This window comes from Sphingopyxis sp., assembly GCF_036675685.1.
In the GTDB taxonomy this organism is placed as follows: Bacteria; Pseudomonadota; Alphaproteobacteria; order Sphingomonadales; family Sphingomonadaceae; genus Sphingopyxis.
Genome location: NZ_JAKFEM010000030.1, coordinates 1 through 17,788, shown reverse-complemented (window position 1 = coordinate 17,788; position 17,788 = coordinate 1). Strand labels below are relative to the sequence as shown.

General features: G+C 62.4%; 14 protein-coding genes and 1 pseudogene. 13 read left to right on the top strand and 2 right to left on the bottom strand.

Annotation, left to right across the window (positions count from 1 at the left end):
- Positions 1-66 precede the first annotated feature (66 nt).
- From V6M50_RS13660 to V6M50_RS20340, 7 genes and pseudogenes are all read left to right on the top strand, one after another.
- A complete protein-coding gene (locus V6M50_RS13660; RefSeq protein ID WP_332819120.1) occupies positions 67-2,778 on the top strand; it encodes a TonB-dependent receptor in 2,712 nt (903 codons plus the stop codon).
- 95 nt (positions 2,779-2,873) lie between these two features.
- Positions 2,874-4,154, top strand: a complete 1,281-nt coding sequence (locus V6M50_RS13655; protein ID WP_332819119.1) for an alpha/beta hydrolase family protein — start codon at positions 2,874-2,876, stop codon at positions 4,152-4,154.
- Positions 4,151-5,458, top strand: a complete 1,308-nt coding sequence (locus V6M50_RS13650; RefSeq protein WP_332819118.1) for a glycoside hydrolase family 1 protein — start codon at positions 4,151-4,153, stop codon at positions 5,456-5,458. Before V6M50_RS13655 ends, V6M50_RS13650 begins: the two co-directional genes overlap by 4 nt.
- Positions 5,455-6,414 carry an alpha/beta hydrolase gene (locus V6M50_RS13645; RefSeq protein ID WP_332819117.1) on the top strand — a complete coding sequence of 320 codons (960 nt, stop codon included), beginning with the start codon at positions 5,455-5,457 and terminating at the stop codon, positions 6,412-6,414. The genes V6M50_RS13650 and V6M50_RS13645 overlap by 4 nt, the downstream gene beginning before the upstream one ends.
- Positions 6,411-7,448 (top strand): alpha/beta hydrolase, encoded by a 1,038-nt coding sequence (locus V6M50_RS13640; protein ID WP_332819116.1) that lies wholly within the window; start codon positions 6,411-6,413, stop codon positions 7,446-7,448. The genes V6M50_RS13645 and V6M50_RS13640 overlap by 4 nt, the downstream gene beginning before the upstream one ends.
- 43 nt (positions 7,449-7,491) lie before the next feature.
- Positions 7,492-8,847 carry an alpha/beta hydrolase family protein gene (locus V6M50_RS13635; protein WP_332819115.1) on the top strand — a complete coding sequence of 452 codons (1,356 nt, stop codon included), beginning with the start codon at positions 7,492-7,494 and terminating at the stop codon, positions 8,845-8,847.
- Between the two features lie 122 nt (positions 8,848-8,969).
- Positions 8,970-9,095: pseudogene (locus V6M50_RS20340) on the top strand (beta-galactosidase); the annotation flags it as partial.
- A 490-nt stretch (positions 9,096-9,585) separates the two neighbouring features.
- Here the strand turns inward: V6M50_RS20340 and V6M50_RS13630 are convergent.
- Together V6M50_RS13630 and V6M50_RS13625 are read right to left on the bottom strand one after the other, a co-directional pair.
- Positions 9,586-9,915 (bottom strand): YciI family protein, encoded by a 330-nt coding sequence (locus V6M50_RS13630; protein WP_332819114.1) that lies wholly within the window; start codon positions 9,913-9,915, stop codon positions 9,586-9,588.
- 183 nt (positions 9,916-10,098) lie between these two features.
- The gene (locus V6M50_RS13625; protein ID WP_332819113.1) at positions 10,099-10,530 is read right to left on the bottom strand and encodes a GFA family protein; all 432 of its coding nucleotides are present in this window, start codon (positions 10,528-10,530) and stop codon (positions 10,099-10,101) included.
- Positions 10,531-10,877: 347 nt separating this feature from the next.
- Between V6M50_RS13625 and V6M50_RS13620 the strand changes: the two genes are divergently transcribed.
- The 6 genes from V6M50_RS13620 to V6M50_RS13595 all read left to right on the top strand — a co-directional run bounded on the left by V6M50_RS13620 (position 10,878) and on the right by V6M50_RS13595 (position 17,292).
- The gene (locus V6M50_RS13620) at positions 10,878-11,369 is read left to right on the top strand and encodes a hypothetical protein (RefSeq protein ID WP_332819112.1); all 492 of its coding nucleotides are present in this window, start codon (positions 10,878-10,880) and stop codon (positions 11,367-11,369) included.
- A 73-nt stretch (positions 11,370-11,442) separates the two neighbouring features.
- A complete protein-coding gene (locus tag V6M50_RS13615) occupies positions 11,443-14,262 on the top strand; it encodes a TonB-dependent receptor domain-containing protein (RefSeq protein ID WP_332819111.1) in 2,820 nt (939 codons plus the stop codon).
- Between the two features lie 172 nt (positions 14,263-14,434).
- A complete protein-coding gene (locus V6M50_RS13610) occupies positions 14,435-15,553 on the top strand; it encodes a sensor histidine kinase (RefSeq protein ID WP_332819110.1) in 1,119 nt (372 codons plus the stop codon).
- The gene (locus V6M50_RS13605) at positions 15,550-16,344 is read left to right on the top strand and encodes a LytR/AlgR family response regulator transcription factor (protein ID WP_332819109.1); all 795 of its coding nucleotides are present in this window, start codon (positions 15,550-15,552) and stop codon (positions 16,342-16,344) included. Before V6M50_RS13610 ends, V6M50_RS13605 begins: the two co-directional genes overlap by 4 nt.
- Positions 16,345-16,471: 127 nt before the next feature.
- Positions 16,472-16,849, top strand: coding sequence for a hypothetical protein (locus V6M50_RS13600; protein ID WP_332819108.1), 378 nt, complete (start codon positions 16,472-16,474; stop codon positions 16,847-16,849).
- A complete protein-coding gene (locus tag V6M50_RS13595; RefSeq protein WP_332819107.1) occupies positions 16,849-17,292 on the top strand; it encodes a VOC family protein in 444 nt (147 codons plus the stop codon). The genes V6M50_RS13600 and V6M50_RS13595 overlap by 1 nt, the downstream gene beginning before the upstream one ends.
- The last annotated feature ends 496 nt before the right edge of the window (positions 17,293-17,788 follow it).

Here is a 17,788-nt window from a genome sequence, read left to right as displayed (position 1 = left end):
GGGCTACCGATTGTCCTTATATTCGTGGGGGTCGAAGAGCCTCCGGAAAATGGGGGGACGAGGAACATGTCTGAGAGGATTCGCACCGCCCTGGTGGCGAGCGCTTGTGTTTATGCCTGCATCGCGGCGTCGCCAGCCGCCGCCCAAACGCAAAGCTACAACATCTCGGCGGGCAGTTTGCGTTCGGCACTCGATGCCTGGAGCCGGCAGTCGGGCCGCGAAATCATCTATCGTAGCGAAGACTTGCGCGGCCTGAAGACCCGCGGCCTGCGCGCGCGACTATCCGCCGATCAAGCTTTGTCGACGTTGCTTGCGGGAACTGGCCTGACGTCGCGAGCCGGTTCGGGAGGCGCCATTGCGATCGTCCGTGCTGCCGCTGCGCCGGCGTCGGCGGCGCCGGCTCCGTCGGATGGCATCGAGGATATCGTCGTAACCGCGCGCCGCACTGCCGAACGCAGCCAGCGCGTCCCTGTGTCGATCAGTGCGTTCACGCAGGACAATTTGCGCGACAAGGGCATCACCAACGGCACCGATCTCCAGAATTTCACACCCTCGCTGTCGGTGCTCGGCGATGTTGCGCGAAACCAGGAGACCTACACGATCCGCGGCATGGGCGGGAATGGTGGACCGGGCACCGGCAGCGGCCCCGGCGTTGTCGGCTATTTCGCCGAAGTTCCCTCCAGCGTCAGCGGCCCGGGCAATTTCTATGACCTTGCCTCGCTTCAGGTGCTCAAGGGTCCGCAGGGGACCTTGTTCGGTCGCAACACGACCGGTGGAGCCGTCCTCCTGGAACCGGCGCGGCCCAAGATGAATGAGGTCGAGGGCTTTGTCGATGCGACGATCGGCAATCTTGAACGCAAAAGTGGCCAGGCCGCGCTGAACATCCCGCTGGTCGACGATGTGCTGGCGATCCGCGTCGCGGGGCAGTTCGACAGTCGCAAAGGTTATGTCCGCGACGTCGTGACCGGGCGCGACTATCTCAACCGGAACAACTACAGCCTTCGCTTCGGCCTCCAGTTCAATCCGACCGAGACGATCAGCAGCTATACCGCGGTCAGCTATGTCGATGTCAAGGAACATGGCGGCGGCAGCATCCTTCTCGCGGTCAATCCCGCACGCCCCTATGCGGCACTGTTGCAGCCCTATCTGGCCGCGCAACAGGCGCGCGGCATTCGACAGACGGCACTCAGTGTCCCGACGCGCGAAGTTGCCAAAAGCCTGCTGGTCCTCAACAACACCGAATGGCAGGCGAGCGATACGCTGACGATCAAGAATATCTTCAGCTATGCCCGCACGCGTTCGACCAGCGCCACCGACCGCGATTCCACCCCTCTGCCGATTGCCGACCTGCTCGGCGCCTATCCCGGCAGCTATAACAATAATCTCCGCACGATCACCGAAGAGCTGCAGCTGCGCTATGACGACGGCACGCTGCGCTTCCAGCTCGGCGGCTTCTTCCTCGACCAGAAGACGCCATCGCCCTTGACGTTCCAGACGGTGAATCCATTGCAAAGCCTCGGTATTTTGGGCGGCGGCCCGCTCATCCTGCCGCCTGCGCTGCAAGCGGCATTGGGCGCCGATGGTCCATTGCTTCCTGCGCTAAGTCTTCAGCCATCCGCACATGTCGATGGGCGCAGCAAGGCTGTTTATGCGCAAGCTCAATATAAGCTCGCCCCGAATCTGACCGCCACCGCAGGCTTTCGCTGGACCTGGGACCGTTTCGGCGGCGACATTCAGGCCTATCAGGCAGCCGAAAGCTATCATGTGTTTAACCGGCTCGCTGCGCTGGGCGTGATCACGCCGGCGCAGGCGGCGCAGGTTATCGGGCTCAATGCCGATCTATGCGTCTATGACGCGTTTCAGGCGGTTGCGGCAGGCGGGTTTCCCACGCTCAAATATCCCAACTGCACCAGCCCCACTTTTAATGGAAAGAGCGACGGCCCGACATGGCAGCTGGGGCTCGACTGGCAGCCCGATCCCCAGACGCTGATCTATGCCGTATCGCGGCGCGGCTATAAGTCGGGTGCAAGCAATCCCATCGTTTCGCTGTTTCTCGGCGAGCAGCATCCTTTGTTCGCTGTACGCCCCGAACAGGTGACCGATGCCGAAATCGGTATCAAGCGGGACTGGACAATCGGCGATGTGCGGGCGCGCACGAATATTGCTGCCTTCTACACCTGGTTCAGCGATATCCAGGTAATCCAGCGGGCGGCGATCGCGGGATCCGATATCCTTAGCAACGCGCAGCGCGCACGCGTCATGGGCGTCGAGTTCGAAGGCCTCATCATCCCGGTCAACGGGCTGACATTGAGCGCCGTCTATTCGTTCAACTCGCCCAAATATCTCGAATATGACACGATCGCGATTCCGGCGATTCCGCAAGCCCTGACCGCGGCCCAGCCCAGCCGCGACTTGTCGGGAACGCCATTCTCCTTCGTTCCCAAGCATAAGTTCAGCGTGAACGCGCGCGTCGATCTCCCCATCCCGGAATCCGAGGGTGAAATGGCGGTCAGCGCAAACTGGTCGTATCAATCGAGCCAGCGCGTCACGCCCGAACAGCAACCGTTTGATACCATCGATGGCTATGGCCTGCTCAACCTCCGTCTTGAATGGAATAATATGCGCGGAGCACCGCTCGACCTTGCTTTGTTCGGTACCAATGTGCTGGGCAAGAAATACCGGGTGACCGCCAATCCCGGCTACAATAATTCGGGTTTCACCAACTCGATCTATGGCGAGCCCGCGCAATATGGCGTGCAGCTCCGCTATCGCTTTTGATGCCGACGATGAAACGCCTCTTTTTCGTCGTTGGTTTCGGCCTGGCCTGCGCAGGATGCCTCCCTCCGGCGCAGGCCAGATCCGAGCAAAAGGCAATGATGGCCGCATCCTTCGTGCCCGATGCGGCGCAAGCGATCTTGCTGTCGAAAGCGCGCAGTGCGGGTGCGACCGACCTGGAAACCGCTGCCGGCCCCGGCGGCGGAATGATCGTCAACGGCCGGCTAGCCGGTCGTCCCTTCGTGCTGGTGATCCCGGCGCGATGGAATGGCGAGGCCGTGCTGTTCGGGCAAGGCTATGCCACCCCCGGATCGACTCCCGGTGTCCCCACCGATCCGATCGCGAAGGATCCCGGCGGCGGTACGCTGGAGTATATCTATCGCGAGGGGCTGGCCGTCGGCATCGCCGCCTTCGACAAGTCGGGGATCGCGACCGAAAGCGGCGCCAAGAACACGCTGCGCCTGCACGATCTGGTCGACGAGCTGGGCGCGACGCGCCAATATGTCGTGGGCGGTTCGATGGGCGGCAGCATCGTCATGTCGCTGATCGAGCTTTACCCCGGTGCCTTCGCGGGCGCGGTATCAATGTGTGGGGTGACCGAGGGCTGGCTGCCGCTGATCGAGCAGCTTTCGGACATGCGCGCTGCCTATAATGTGCTGACCGACGGCACGCCTTACGCGCTTCCTGGCGTGCGCGACGTCACGCGATCTGCGCTGCCGACCGTGCCGACCGCCGGCGACGCGACGCCGGGCGACGCCTTTCGCGAACAGCAGAAGATGAAGGTCCTCATGCCGGTCTTCGCGCTGTTCACCGCCGCAAAGGCGAACCCGGGCGGTAAGGAAGCCAGGATCGTCCGGCAGGTCGCCGCAATCGGCGGCTTCGCGCCCGATCCCGCAGCGTTCGGCGCGCCGCTCTATTCAGCCGCGCTCGGGATGGACGATATTGTCGCGACGATGGGCGGACAGCCGGTGGGGAATTTCGGCAAATCCTATGCCTCGCCCGAAATGACCACAGAGGAAGCTTCCGATTTCAATCGTCGCATCCAGCGTTTCGCCGCTGACCCGAAAGCTGTCGCCTATGCCCACCAGTGGCACGAAGCGACGGGGAAATTTCGCGTGCCGCTGGTGACGGTGCATCAAACCCTCGACGCGCTCGTTCCCTTTTCGCAATCCGACGGCTTGGGGCGTATCGTCAAAAACGCCGGAAACGCAGCCAATCTCGTCCAGTATGAGGTTCCTCCGACACGTTTCGCATTGCCCGGCGGGATGGACGGCTACACCCATTGCGGTTTTTCCGCCGAGCAGAATATCGCGGCCTTCGAAGCCATGCGGAGCTGGGTCCGAACCGGGAAAAAGCCCGGACCGGACGCGGTGAAATGAGCGCGCTCGGGTCGATCAATCGTCGCGGCATGCTCAGCCTTGCGGTGGCGGCTACCGCTGCCGCGAGCGTACCGGCGCGCGCACGCGTGACAAATTCGCCTTTCCTCTGGGGCGCCGCCACGGCGGGGCATCAGATCGAGGGCAATAATATCAACGCCGATATCTGGCTGCTCGAACAGGTGACGCCGACGGTTTTCGCAGAACCCTCTGGCGACGCGTGCGACAGCCTGCATCGCTGGCGCGACGATATCGCGATCGCAAAGGCGCTGGGGCTCAATGCCTATCGCTTCTCGGTCGAATGGTCGCGGATCGAACCGGCGCCAGGGCAGTTCAGCCAAGCCTATCTCGATCATTATGCGCGCATTGTCGAGCATTGCCGCGAAGTCGGTCTGGCGCCGATCGTGACCTTCAACCATTTCACGACCCCGCGCTGGTTTGCGGCCGCCGGTGGTTGGGAAAGCAAGGACGCGCCCGACCTGTTCGGCCGCTATTGCGACCGCGTGGCGCGCGCGATGGCGGCGGGGATGAGCCACGCGCTTACCTTCAACGAACCCAATCTCGCATTGGGAGGCCGGTGGTCCGCAAACGCCCCACCGCAAGCGTTCATGGACAAGATGACGGCCTGTGTCGCCGCGGCGGCAAAGGCGAGCGGGTCGGATCGCTTTTCGCTTCTCAATGCCGGCGATCCGATGCCGATGATTCCCGGCGTTACCGCCGCGCACGTCAAGGGCCGCGAAGCGATCCGCGCGGTTCGCGGCGACCTCCCTGTCGGGCTCAGCCTCGCTATTCCCGACGAGGTTGCGGTCGGACCCGACAGCGCGATCGAGCGCAAACGGGCCGATGTCTATGGCCCCTTCTTTGCGGTGATGGGCGACGACGATTTCGCCGGAATCCAGACCTATGGCCGCGACTATGTCGGTCGCGAGCGCTCGGTCGCGTTGCCGGACGATATGCCGAAGCGGGCGAATGGCAAAGAATGGTTTCCCGCCGCCGTCGGCAATGCCGTGCGCTATCTCCATAAAGCAACGGGCAAGCCGATCCTGATCACCGAGAATGGCATCGATGCGTCCGACGACCGCGAACGTGCGAGCTTCATTCCCGAGGCGATCGCCTCGGTCGAGGCCGCGATGGCCGATGGCGTACCCATTCTAGGCTATCTCCATTGGTCGCTTCTCGACAATTTCGAATGGATGTCGGGCTATGGCCCCCGATACGGGCTGGTGTCGGTCGATCCGACGACCTTCAAGCGAACGGTGAAACCGAGCGCGCGCGTCTACGCCGACCTGGTCCGGGCGCGCGCATGATCGCCCGGTTCCTCCCGCTTGCGTTGCTCTTGACCAGCGCGGTCTCCGCGCAGCCGGTGTCCGCACCCTGGCCCGACACGCTGTCGGCCGAAGCGAAGGCTGGGCTCGCGGCCAATGACGCGCGAACGCCGGTGCCGCCCGATTTCAAAGCGCGCCGCGCCTGGTCCGAAGCAGTGCAACAGGAAGTCGGCCAGCCTCGCCTCGCGCGATACGGCGTCGCAATGGAGGACCGCCACATCGCCGGGGTCCCGGTGCGCATATTCACCCCGAAGACAATGCGCGAAGAAGGCGCATTACTGCTCAACCTGCACGGCGGCGGTTTTGTCGTCGATGCCGGGTCGATCACCGAAAATGCCGCAGTCGCCGCGATCACCGGCTATCGCGTCGTAGCGGTTCGTTACCGTCTGCTTCCAGACCATCACTTCCCCGCCGCCACCGACGACGCGCTCGCGGTTTACCGCGCGCTGTTGCGCGAGAGGGATGCGGCATCGATCGGCCTTTACGGCACATCGGCTGGCGCTATTCTGTCGGCGGAACTCGTCGCCCGGCTCCGCGCCGAAAAGCTGCCGCTTCCCGCAGCGCTGGGCTTCTTCTCGGGCAGCGCCGATCTCTCGCGCTTCGGCGATAGCGTCACCTTGTTTGCCGATCCTGCCGCCGCCGCGGCGCTTGGCAAGCTCTATGCCGGCGACCGGGATCCGGCCGATCCGATGCTGTCGCCTATCCGCAGCGACCTGGCGGGTTGGCCTCCGACGCTTTGCATCAGCAGTAGCCGCGACTTCCTGCTGAGTGCGACGGCCGAATTTTGCCGCGCGCTCGATGCCGCCGACGTGCCGGCGAAGCTGCTTTTGTTCGACGGTCTGCCCCATGCCTTCTGGAGCTATGTCGACGCGCCGGAGACCGACGCCGCCTTTGAAGCCATGGCTGATTTTCTCCGGAAGAGATTGGAGAGAGAATGAAACGTCCGATCATCGCCGCCGCCGCGCTGCTCTTGGCCGTACCGGCAAGCGCGCAGGAGGTGCTGGTTCCGGCCTTCACGCTGCCGCCGTCGAACCAGTTAAGCGCCGAGGCGAAGGAGGTTCTTGTCCGGATGAAAGCCGCGATCGCCCCCGCCGACATTGCGGGCGATATCGCGAAGCAGCGCGCTTTCTATCAGGTTTATAATGACGATCGGCTCGCCGAAATGCGCCGGCATTTTCGGGCGACGGAAAAGCGCGAGACAATGGGCGGCGTAACCGTCGACGTGGTGCAGCCCGTCAGCGGCATTGCCGATGCCAACCGCACGCGCGTCCTCATCAACATCCATGGCGGCGGCTTCATGTGGGGGGCTGGCAGTGGCGCGCTGGTCGAAGCGATCCCGATCGCCGTGACGATGGGGATCAAGGTCGTGACGGTTGATTACCGGCTGACGCCCGAACATGTCTATCCCGCCGCGTCGGAAGATGTGTCGGCGGTCTACCGCGCGCTACTGAAAGACTATCCGGCGGCGAACATTGGCATCTACGGCTGCTCTGCGGGTGGCGTGATCACCGCGCAAGCCACCGCCTGGATCCGCAAGCAGGGACTTCCCCGCCCCGGCGCAATCGGCACATTCTGCGGCACGGGTTCCTCCTTCTCTGGCGACAGCGCCTTTATTTCCGGGCCGACGACCGGCGGCGCTGCACTTCCAGTGTCCAGCCTGCCCGCCACGCTGCCAACTGCCTATCTCGCCGGCATTCCCGCCAGCGACCCCGCGGCCTATCCGCTGCTGTCGGACAACGAGACCCGCGCGATGCCGCCAACGCTGCTACTTGCCGGCGGACGCGATTTCGCGGTCAGCGGGCTGACGCTCGCGCACCGCCGCCTCGCGCGGCTTGGCGTCGAAAGCGAGCTTCACCTGTTCGACGGACTGCCGCACGCCTTTTTCGTCTGGCCCAACATGCCCGAATCGATCGAGGCCTATTCGTTGATCGCTGGCTTCTTCGATCGGCATCTCGGGGCCAAAAAAAGGTGAGCCCGCTCCGTCCATTTTTACAACCACTCGAAAGAGGCCAGCCATGATCCGCCATCAGCTTTTCACCTGTACCGCATCGATCGCACTGCTGTTCACGGCCATATCGGACGCTGAAGCTCGCCAAACCCCGACCGCGTCCTTCACCCAAGCGTCGCTCGCGGACCGCGCGAAAGCGGCAGGCGCCACCGATGTCGTGATCACACCCGGCCCCGACGGCGGATTGATCATTGGCGGCAAACTGGGCGGCGCGCAGTTCGCGCTCGCCATTCCAGCCGGATGGGTAGGCGACGGCCTTCTTTATGCCCATGGCTATTCGACCCCCGGCACACCCGTCACGGTGTCGGAGAACCCGGTCGACAAGGGGCCCGGCGGCGGGCTGTTCAAAGACGCCTATGGTCAGGGTTTCGCAGTGGGCCACAGCGCCTATGACAAGGCCGGCCTGGGCGTCGAAACCGGCGTGAAGAACACCGCCAGGTTGCGCGATTTCACCGTCAAGATCGGCGGGCACCGCATCTATGTCATGGGCGATTCCATGGGCGGCGGAATCGTCGTCACTCTGCTCGAAACCTATCCGAAGGCTTTTGCCGGCGGGCTCGCGCGCTGCGGCGTGGTCGATAGCTGGCAGACGCTGCTTGGCCAGATCACCGACATGCGCCTCGCTTACAATGCGCTCACCAAATACGCCCCCTATGCGCTGCCCGGCGAGCAGGATGTCCGCCGGACAGCGGTCGCGCCCGAACCGCCGGCGGGGACCGCCGAAGGGGCGGCGCAAATGCATGTTTTCGGCCAGATGGTGGCGATGGGCACGGCGCCGCTCACCCTCTGGGGCGCAGCGCAGAGGAATCCCGATGGGCCTGAGGCCCGGATCGCGCGTCAGGTCACGGCGATCGGCGGCTTCGATTATGATGCCGCGGCGCTGGCGCTTCCGTTGATCACCGCGGCGCTCGGCGCCGACGATATGGACACGACCGCGGGCGGCTGGGTCTATGGAAACAAGGGCAAAATCTATTCGGCGCCCGGAATGACCAAAGTGGAGGAGGAAGCGCTGAACAAGAATATCCAGCGCGTCGAGGCATCGCCCAAAGCACTGGCCTATCTGCGATCCTGGCACGAAGCGACGGGCAATATCCACGTGCCACTGGTGACGATGCACAACCGGATCGACTCGCTTGTCCCCTATGCTCAGGAAACGGCGTTTGAGCGAAAGGTCGAAAAAGCCGGCCGGTCGCGCTGGCTTGCAAACTATGCCGTGCCCGCGACGCGCATGCCGCTGCCCGTAGGCGGGCTCGAAGGCTATACTCATTGCGGTTTCGACAAGGTCCAGACGCAGGCGGCATGGGCTGCGCTGCGCAACTGGGTCGAAAAGGGCGAACGCCCGGCATCCGACGCGGTGCAATGATCGCCCGGTCCCTCGGCCTGCTGGCAGCGCTGACGCTTTTTGGTGCGGCGCCCGCCTCGGGGAACCGCCGCCTTTCACGGCCGCGCCTTTGGCGATGGGGAAGCTCCTAGTATCCGGAACATTGGCCCGAGGACCGCTGGGAGGCTGATCTGGCGCTGATGCAGCGCGCGAATTTCACCGTCGTGCGCATAGGCGAGCTCCCTTCCGCGCGGATTGAGCCCGAGGACGGCCGGCTCGACTTCGGCTGACTCGATCGCGCGATCGCGCGAGGCCGATGCCTGGGAATGGTGGCTCCAACCCGGTGAACACTATCAGGCCGCGGCCCGTAGAGATGGGGCGTGATGCTGTTTGTTGTGAAAGGGGAACTTACGCTTGAGGTAGGGACTGATTCAATCCTGATCTAACATGATGGGTATCTACTGGACAGCACCCAGTCCCATGCGTTCGTTGACCGCAGCGACCAGATCGTGCGTTTCTTTTCGCTGCGCGGCTTGGTGACCGCCAAAGACTCGTCCCTGGCACGATGCCGGCTGGGGCGAACAGCTGATAACCATTGCGAGCCGACGCAAGTCGATCGAATGTGTACTTTCCCCTTTGACTGCTCTGAAGCAGTCCGACTGCAAACGGTCGTTAGCCGTCCTAGCCAACAGGCGCGCAACGAACGTCTGCTTCTCTCAATTCCTCGCCAAAAGCTGACAGGCCGAAATCGGCCATGACCCGCGATGGATCGGATACGGGTCAGCCCTCCTCGAACGGCGAGACTTCAATTACGCCATGAGCGACGGCGCAGGGCGATTTGGAAACCAGCGCGATTGCTTCGGCAAGATTTGCAGCTTCAATCAGCGCGAAGCCTGCAACAGGCAGGGGAGATGACATGAAGGGGCCTTGCTGCGTCTCCGTTCCGCGGTCCTCGGGATTGCGAACTTGCACGGGGGCGCCGGCGATTCCCATGGTGGCACTGCGGCTCTTTAGCAGGTCGTCATTGGCATGGGCGGCATCCCGCACACCGGCATCGGTCTTGTCATAGCCGGCCTGATCACCGTACCCGATGGTCATGAATTTAGGCATTTTCCGTTCCCTCATTTCTATATTGAGAAACTTTGGCCAACTCGTGAAATTCCGAAAGAGAAAGCAGTGGTAAAACGCTATCGCAACGACGAGGCCGGGAAGCCATTCTGATCGGGAGCATGTTCCGCATTCGGCGGAGGCGGCCGAAAAGGAATGGGAGGCGGCTCATCTTCTCCAAGGGCATCAGTCTTTGACTTTGTCCGAGCCGAACCCCTCTACAAATTGGGGCGCATCGTCGGTTATGCAAACCCATGGGGCCTTTGATCCGACAAAAATATGGGCCGCATAACCGCGAAATCCCGGATCGTCGTCGAGCAGACCGGCCGGAATGAAATATATCTTCCCGTCCCGGTCCCTGTGGGGTGTCGGGCTGCCGCACGTTCTGCAAAAGCTGGAATGCCAGCCGCTCTCGCCCGGAACATGATATGTCGCGATATTGTCTTCGCCCTTCGCCCAGCGAAAGCTTGCTCTGGCGGTGTAGAAAACCGCATTGCCGTCGGTTCCGGACACCTTCCGGCACTTCGAACAATGGCATTGGCCAGCCGGTCCGAACTTGCCGTCGATGACGAAGGCTATGGTGCCACACAGGCATGATCCCTTGATGGCTTCGCCCATCACGGCCTCCCGAATTTCCCTACGTTCCGGGCATATTACCCTGGATTGGCACGTCCGTAACCGGTGGGCGACGGGCTTTTGCCTCATTTGTGTTCGGATCCGTATCGTCCGGCCAGAAGGCGCGAACAAATAGTAGCACCGTATCCCGCCGTGAAAGTGAAGGTCGTCTGCTTGGGATGACGCCAGCTAGCACGGTGGCAAGCAAAGACGATGCACGTTCGGCGTGTTGAAAGTGACGTTCACCCGCACGACTTGCGTTCGGCTGCATCGCAACGACGATCGACCGCCATTCGCTCCACCCGATGACCGGCCGGCGGTAGCGCCCCTTTCGAGAAAAGGGGACGAACATGATCGAGGCCACAAATGTCATCGCCCACAGCCAGGCGACGCCGGTCAAAGCCATATTGATCGGCGGACTGGCGGGCGGCGTGCTCGACCTCGGCTTCGCCTTTACCTCTTGGGCGCTGAAAGGCGTTGCGCCGGTCGATATTCTGAGGAGCATCGCATCAGGCCTGCTGGGGCCTGCCGCCCGGACCGGAGTTGCGCCCGTTCCGCTGGGGCTGGTGAGCCATTTCCTGCTGTCATTTCTGTTCGCGGCGCTATTCGTGCTGATGGCTTCACGGATCGCGCTGATCGGCAGACAGTCGCCTTGGCTTGCCGGGCCGCTCTTCGGCATCGCCGTCTATTTCGCGATGAACCGCATCGTCCTGCCGCTCTCCAGCTTCGCCGTTCCGGCTGGTGGGATGCCCTTCAGCGTCGCGGACCTTGCATCGCACATGTTCCTCTTCGGCCTGCCGATCGCGCTCGCGGCGCATCGCTGGGTGCGGGTCGCATCATAAAACGGCCAAATCAACAGGGAGTATCAATATGTTGGGCATTATTCGATCGCGTCCTTACCTGCTTTCCACCACATTGTTGGGTAGCCTGGCCTGTGTGACGCCTGCCGATGCGCAGGATATGGCGGGCCAGGATACGGCGGTTGAGGACGCGTCGCAGACGATCGTGGTTACCGGGTCGCGCATCCAGAATCCCAATCTCGAGCAGTCGAGTCCGGTCCAGGTCGTCGGCGAGAATGAGATCGGGCTTCGTCAGGCCACGAATGCCGAAGAACTAATCGGCGACTTGCCCGGCGTATCCCCGGGAGCGAACAGCGCGGTCAATAATGGCGGTGCGGGCTTCGCCTCGCTGAACCTGCGCGGCGTCGGCACCAACCGCAATCTCGTGCTGCTCGACGGGACGCGGCTCGTGCCGTCGTCGCTGCTCAGCGAGACCGATCTCAACATCATCCCCGTGGCGCTGATCGAGCGCGCCGAGATCGTGACCGGCGGCGCTTCGTCGGTCTATGGCGCCGACGCGATCGCGGGGGTGGCGAACTTCATCACCAAGCGCGACTTCTCGGGCGCCGAACTTGCCAGCACCGTCGGCATCACCGAACGCGGCGATGGAGCACGCTACCGCTTCGATTTGACGGTCGGAGCCAATTTCGACGGCGGCCGGGGCAATGCGGTGCTGAGCGTCGGCTATCAGCAGGTCGAACCGGTGTCGCAGGGCGACCGTGCCGTTTCCCGTGAGACCTATTTTCTCGACGGCAACAAGATCGGTTCGGGAACGACAACTCCGACGCGCATCAATAATCGAATATACAATCCGGCCGATGGCGCATTGCGCGCCTATGTGGGCTCGCGCGATGCCTATAATTTCGCGCCCGACAATTATTTCCAGACCCCACTCGAACGCTATAATCTGTTCGGCGCGGCGCAATATGAAGTGACCGACGGCATCGAAGTCTATGCCAAGGGCATGTTCACGCGCTCGAAGGTTCAGCTCAGCCTCGCGCCCTCGGGGATGTTCGGTGACACCTGGCTCCTGCCGCTGAACAACCCCTTCATGCCCGACGCCGTCCGTTCGGAGGTCTGCGCATCCAATGCTATTTCGGCCGCCGACTGCGCCGCCGCCGGCGCCGCATCGGGGCCGACCGACCCGAATTACCGCGAGGTTCCGACGACGATCAATCGCCGCTTCATCGAGATGGGGCCGCGTATCCGCAACCTCACGACCAACCAGTTCCAGGTCTGGGCCGGCGCGCGCGGGTCGGTCACCGATACGCTGAAATTCGACATCTACGGTCTCCACGGCGAATCCGATCGCAAGAACAGCAATCTCGGCTGGGGTCTGAAGTCGCGCGTCCAGCAGGCGCTACGTGCGGTCAGCGAGACCGAATGCGCCGACACGTCGAACGGCTGCGTCCCGATCAATCTATTCGGCGACGGCACCGATATCTCGCCCGAATCGATCGCTTTCTTCAATCAGCCAGCCGGTGCGACGATCGGTACGAGCCTGTCGGTCGTTAATGGAAGCCTGTCCGGCGAGGTCGCCAATTTTCTCGCCGGCGAAACACCGATCGGCTTCGCGCTGGGCGCCGAGTACCGACGCTATGGCGCGTCGCAGGTTGCCGACGTCGCCTTCGGAACGCAGGACGAGGTGCTCGGGACCGGCGCGCCGTCGCCCTCCTTCTCGGGCCGCTACAGCGTCAAGGAAATCTTCGGCGAGCTGATTGTGCCGGTCGTCGAAGACATACCGGGCATCTATAGCCTGACCGCGGAAGCGGGCATTCGCCTGTCGGACTATTCGAACACGGGCACGAGCACGACGTGGAAGGCGGGCGGGACATGGGAGCCGTTTCGCGGCTACAAGATCCGCGGCATCTACCAGCACTCGGTCCGCTCGCCGAACATTTCGGAGCTCTACACGCCGGTAACGACAGGCCTGTCGAACTTGCCCGAGGATCCCTGCCAGGGAAGCAACCCGGTCGGGAACGCGGCGCTGACCGCAATCTGTATCGCGCAAGGCGCGCCCGCGGGGCGGATTGGCAGCATCTCCGAACCCTCGGCCGGCCAGATCAACCTGACGAGCGGCGGCAACCCCGATCTCGATGTCGAAGTCGCGAATTCCTACACCATCGGGCTTGTCGCGACCCCGCCGCAGATCCCCGGCCTCGCGATCACCGCCGACTATTATCATATCAAGGTCAGCGATGCGATCACCCTGCCGACGCCCGACGACATCTTCGGTCCCTGCTTCGATGAGGGCGATGCGGCCGCCTGCGCGCTCATTCGCCGCAATCCGCTGAACGGGTCGCTCAATGGCGGTGGGGACACGCCGGGGCTGATCGCGGTGCTCACCAATCAGGGAACGATCGTGACCTCAGGGGTTGACCTTCGCATAGCCTATGGCATGTCGACGGGCTTCGGGCGGCTGGGTTTCGATATGACGGGCAACTGGACCGAGCAGTCGAAATTTCAGGCATCGCCCACCGGCCTCAACCGCGAATGCGCCGGCCAGTATAGCGCGAACTGCGGCTTCTTCGCCGGCGAGATCACGCCAAAGCTGAGCTTCAACATGCGCGCGACCGCACAGATAGACGATTTCGGCGATATTTCGCTGCTGTGGCGCTGGCTCGATGGTGTGGACTATGAGCGTATATTGGACGCCGACGGGATCGAGCCCGGCTATCTGCATATTCCAAGCTACAGCTATTTCGACCTGACCTACCGAGCAAAGATCGCCGATGTCTTCACGTTGACGCTGTCGGTCCAGAATCTGCTCGACAAGGATCCGCCGCTGGTGAGCAATTATGTCGGAACGACGGCGCTGAACTCGGGGAACACCTATCCGACCACATACGACGTTCTCGGACGGCGCTATAGCCTCACCGCGAGTATGCGCTTCTAGGTCGCGTTCCCGGCGCCCGGGATCAGTCCCCCCTGGTGCCGGCCCGGTGTGCGGATGAAGGCAGAGCCTTTGTCCGCACATCGCCGCTAGCCTACTCGATGTCGGTTGAACGTTCGGGATCTGCGGCCGAACGTGCGTCGACAGCCATGCCCCATCCTGCGATAGTCGGACCATGAGCCAGGTTACGGTCATCTCTCCAACCGATGTCTATGAATTCGCTCCGGCGGGCAATTCGGGACCCCGGAAACGGCGGACAATTCTCTGGTTGGCCGCCGCCTTCTGGGGCCTTCATGCCTTGGCATTGTGGGTCGCCGATCTGCTCGACGGGCATCCGCATCTCCTGAGGGTTGCGGTGATCCGGATCGCGCTGACCCTGATCGGGCTTGCCTTCTGCTACGCCATCCACATTGTACTCCAGAAACTCGCCGGGCGCCCCTGGCGGAAGAAGGCGCCGATCGTCCTCTTCGTTTCGCTTGTTGCCGCCGAGCTATTCGCCTGGTGCAGCTATTTCGCGCTGGCCTACGCCAAGGGAGCGCCGATCCATGTCACGATCGAAGGTAGCGGCGTGATCCGCACGCTGGTTTCGTGGACATGGTTCTTTCTGGCTTGGGTCGGTCTCTATCTGGCGGTCCAGTACGGCTATGAAGCACGGGAGGAGGAACGGCGGTCGGCTCACCTCAGAAGCATGGCGCAATCGGCCAAGCTTCAGGCGCTGCATTATCAGATCAATCCGCATTTCCTGTTCAACAGCTTCAATTCGGTATCGGCGCTCATCCTCGATGGCCGGGCCGAGGATGCGAACGCGATGGTCGAGCGCTTGGCGGCCTTCTTTCGCGTCAATCTCGCCACCAACCCCGACGTCGATATCTCGCTGGCCGAAGAAATAGCCTTGCAGGCCACCTATCTCGAGATCGAGCAGGTCCGCCATCCCGACCTTGAATTTCGCGTCGACCTGCCGAAGGCACTAGAACCCGCCGCGATACCCGCGTTTCTTTTGCAGCCGCTGGTCGAAAATGCGATCAAACATGGTGGCAGCGGGGTTCCGGGTTCCGGCGCTGCGTCGATCACCATAGCGGCGCAGCAGGATGGGGAGGTCCTGCGCGTTGCAGTTACCAACAATTGCCCCGCGCATGTGGACGACAGATGCATTTCGGGAACCAGGACCGGCCTCCGAAATGTCCGGGAGCGACTGTCCGGTCGATTTGAAATGGGCGCGAAGCTGACGACCGAGCGGCTTGGCGCGTCGGGTTTTCGGGCGTCACTCCAGATGCCGCTGAGCTTTGTCGAATGACGATATCGGTTCTCATCGTCGATGACGAGCCGCTGGCGCGGCGCCGTCTTGAGTTGATCCTCGCTAATATCCCGGATGTCGATCACGCCGGATCGGCGGGCAGTTGCCGTGAAGCGATCGAAAGTATCGCCGGGGAGAACCCGGACGTGGTGCTGCTGGATATCAAGATGCGCGACGGTACGGGGTTCGATGTCCTCGATCGGCTACCGGCGGACCGGCATCCCGGCATAATTTTCACGACCGCGTTCGATCATTTTGCGGTACGGGCTTTCGATACGCACGCCATCGATTATCTCCTGAAGCCGGTCGAGATCGAGCGATTGCAGATCGCGATCGACCGGTCGCGGCAAAGTCTCGCCGCCGCGGACGCACGCGAGCAGATCTTGCAGATGCGCGCCGTGATCGACGACCTGCGTACAGGGTATCACGGCCACGAGGCTCCGCCGCGAAAGGACGAACTCTGGTTGCGGTCGGGTGTCGGCGCCCTGACTTGCGTCCATCGACGAGACATCGAGATGGTCACCGCGGAGGACGATTACGTCCGGCTGCATACGGATTCCGCTTCCTATCTGGTCCGCGGGTCGATCAAAGCCACGCAAGCCGATCTCAATCTCTCCGACGAAGAGTTTGTCCGCGTGCATCGGCGGATGCTCTTGCGCCGCAGTTCGATCACAAGCGTCCGACGCTCGATCGAGCAGGGTGTACGCATAAGGCTTCGGGACGGCACCGAAGTCGGTGCTGGCCGGGTCTATGCGAAGCAGTTGCTGCGCTCTCTTGCGAAAGTCGGTTGAGTGGCGGCCGCGCGCTTTGTGATGCAACCGCGCGAATTGGCTTCCGCGCGGTATGCGCCCGATAGATGACTTAGGAAAATTGACTCGTCGCAGTCGATCACGCGGCCAGTAATCCGGAAGGAAGATCATGCGAAACATTCTGTTCCCGCTCTCGGCAATTTATCTTGCTCTGGTTGGCTGCGCGCTGATGTTCGTACCTCGCCAGTTCGGGGTTGGCGCGGTTCCATCGGACGCGTCACCCGAACTCATCGCTCTGCTCCGCCTTTTGGGAGGGCCCTTCCTCGGCATTGCGGCTCTGAACTGGCTTACGCGCCGCCTTGACGGGGCAGCGCTACGCCCGATTCTCCTGGCCAATCTCATCGGCTTCGGCGCGGTTGCTCTCAATGATGTGTGGGGAGTGACGAGCGGCGAAGCGCGCGAACTCGCGAAGCCGTTCCTCGTTATCCACCTGATGTTCGCATTGTCTTTTCTGTTCGCTCTCAGGTCGGCCAAGTCCGCCACCTGATGATGGTCGAAGCCGGTCGCGAAAGTTTGAATGAGTCCACGCCAAGCCATTTTCAAAAAAAGGAAAATTCGATGGGGAATGACAACATCGCCCTGGGCGGAAGAGGCAAGGAGCTGTTTTGCGGGGTTCCCGTGAGCAACCTTGAGGCTTCGCTGCAATGGTACCAGAGGCTTCTAGGATGCCCGCCGAGCTTCTTTCCCAATGATGGGGAGGCTGTCTGGGCGATCGCTGATCACCGATGGATATACATCATCGTCGAGCCCGAGCGGGCCGGAAGATCGGTGCTCACGATTATCTGTGACGACTTCGAACGACTGATCGATGAGATCAACACTCGCGGCATCGCCTTCGACAAGGAAGAGTTTCCCGCCGAGAATGTCCGCAAGGTGATGTACTATGACCCCGACGGTAACGAGATCGGATTTGGCCGCGTTGATCAGTAATGCAATGCGCATGCGCGAGCTAGGTACGCAGCCGCAGTTGCGACTTCTGGCGCAGCAGTGACGATGGTCCGCTTTTGCTTCAGGGCGCGCCAAAGCGGTCGGTCCGCTAACGGCCAAGACGGATTCTGCGCGGTGGCGCGGCGGTGACAACTTTATCATCCGTCGTGCCTATGGAACGCTAAGACGGCAGGCTCGCGAGGTCTTCAAGGACCGCGCTCCAATAAGCGATTTCCTGACCGTTGCCGCGTTCACGCGCCCATTCGAGTTGCCGAGCCACGAGCTGCTTGGCCTCGTTTCCGTGTCGCAGCTTCAGTTGGGCTGAGCAGCCGCGAACGCTTTGACTGCCGTAAAAGGGCATGACAGTTCCCTCCGCATTCTCCTTGGTTGCGAGCATGAAGGGGATAGGGCGGCGGTCGCCCGCCGCCCTATCTCGTCAGAAGTCCATCGCCGGCATCGGCGCGGCCTTCTCCTCCTTCGGCAGCTCGGCGACGAGCGC

Coding starts and splice junctions, on each gene's coding strand:
- V6M50_RS13660 (WP_332819120.1), top strand. CDS start 67: ATGTCTGAGAGGATTCGCACCGCCCTGGTGGCGAGCGCTTGTGTTTAT.
- V6M50_RS13655 (WP_332819119.1), top strand. CDS start 2,874: ATGATGGCCGCATCCTTCGTGCCCGATGCGGCGCAAGCGATCTTGCTG.
- V6M50_RS13650 (WP_332819118.1), top strand. CDS start 4,151: ATGAGCGCGCTCGGGTCGATCAATCGTCGCGGCATGCTCAGCCTTGCG.
- V6M50_RS13645 (WP_332819117.1), top strand. CDS start 5,455: ATGATCGCCCGGTTCCTCCCGCTTGCGTTGCTCTTGACCAGCGCGGTC.
- V6M50_RS13640 (WP_332819116.1), top strand. CDS start 6,411: ATGAAACGTCCGATCATCGCCGCCGCCGCGCTGCTCTTGGCCGTACCG.
- V6M50_RS13635 (WP_332819115.1), top strand. CDS start 7,492: ATGATCCGCCATCAGCTTTTCACCTGTACCGCATCGATCGCACTGCTG.
- V6M50_RS13630 (WP_332819114.1), bottom strand. CDS start 9,915: ATGCCTAAATTCATGACCATCGGGTACGGTGATCAGGCCGGCTATGAC.
- V6M50_RS13625 (WP_332819113.1), bottom strand. CDS start 10,530: ATGGGCGAAGCCATCAAGGGATCATGCCTGTGTGGCACCATAGCCTTC.
- V6M50_RS13620 (WP_332819112.1), top strand. CDS start 10,878: ATGATCGAGGCCACAAATGTCATCGCCCACAGCCAGGCGACGCCGGTC.
- V6M50_RS13610 (WP_332819110.1), top strand. CDS start 14,435: ATGAGCCAGGTTACGGTCATCTCTCCAACCGATGTCTATGAATTCGCT.
- V6M50_RS13605 (WP_332819109.1), top strand. CDS start 15,550: ATGACGATATCGGTTCTCATCGTCGATGACGAGCCGCTGGCGCGGCGC.
- V6M50_RS13600 (WP_332819108.1), top strand. CDS start 16,472: ATGCGAAACATTCTGTTCCCGCTCTCGGCAATTTATCTTGCTCTGGTT.
- V6M50_RS13595 (WP_332819107.1), top strand. CDS start 16,849: ATGATGGTCGAAGCCGGTCGCGAAAGTTTGAATGAGTCCACGCCAAGC.